The sequence below is a fragment of the Pelagicoccus sp. SDUM812005 genome (assembly GCF_031127875.1).
In the GTDB taxonomy this organism is placed as follows: Bacteria; Verrucomicrobiota; Verrucomicrobiia; order Opitutales; family Opitutaceae; genus Pelagicoccus.
Genome location: NZ_JARXIA010000071.1, coordinates 1 through 785 on the forward strand (window position 1 = coordinate 1; position 785 = coordinate 785).

Here is a 785-nt window from a genome sequence, read left to right on the forward strand (position 1 = left end):
CGTTAGCCACTTCTGAAGAATATATAATATCATAGAGAATTTTTGAATCGAAGGAGGCAGCATCCTCAAACGACGGAACAGATTATTTGACCTAGACATTTCAAGCTTAGCCGAAACCCAAGCAACCCTAGCCCTAAGATGACCAACCCAGCCCTATGCCAGTTTAATGATTCGATTCTAGTGGATTCGACATCTGGAGACACGTTCCATTTGGCTAACAAGGCATCGCACACAATGTCGGTCATCGCCCGCCCCTTTCACAACGAAACCCTTACAAATCAACCAACCCAAACGTGCACTCTCAGCTGAGACCGACATCGTGTGGATTTGGCGTTAAGCATATAGAATGAAAAAACCTCAGGACAAATTGGCAAAATGGACCCTGACTATCGGGTATTCCACGGTAGCACCTCCACTCCTTGGGGCATTCATGACTTTTGGCAGAGAAAGAAATGAAATTTTCTGGGCTGGCAGTGCGATCGTTATTTCGATGCTGATCCTGACCGCAGTAATGCTTGATCGTGTCGAAAAAAAGAAAAGTAAGAATGAAACAGTAGCTTGGTCTATTGGATTTATCTACTTTTCGATGGTATGCGCTCTGAGCTTTGTAGGCTTCGAATCGAATGGTTTCGCTTGGGTACTGGCTTCGACCCAAATTTTTGGTGCGCTCTTGTCGCTTATCGGAATCGTTCGATCGATCAAAAACAAAAATGAAGGGCTTAACCAGTCAGTGGATACAACTCCGGTTAGTGCTCCGCACTAACCTTCGTCGTATCACTTCAGCG

At 45.2% G+C, this 785-nt stretch carries 1 protein-coding gene; it reads left to right on the plus strand.

Annotation, left to right across the window (positions count from 1 at the left end):
* Positions 1-346: 346 nt before the first annotated feature.
* Positions 347-763, plus strand: coding sequence for a hypothetical protein (locus tag QEH57_RS24725; protein ID WP_309009486.1), 417 nt, complete (start codon positions 347-349; stop codon positions 761-763).
* Positions 764-785: the final 22 nt, after the last annotated feature.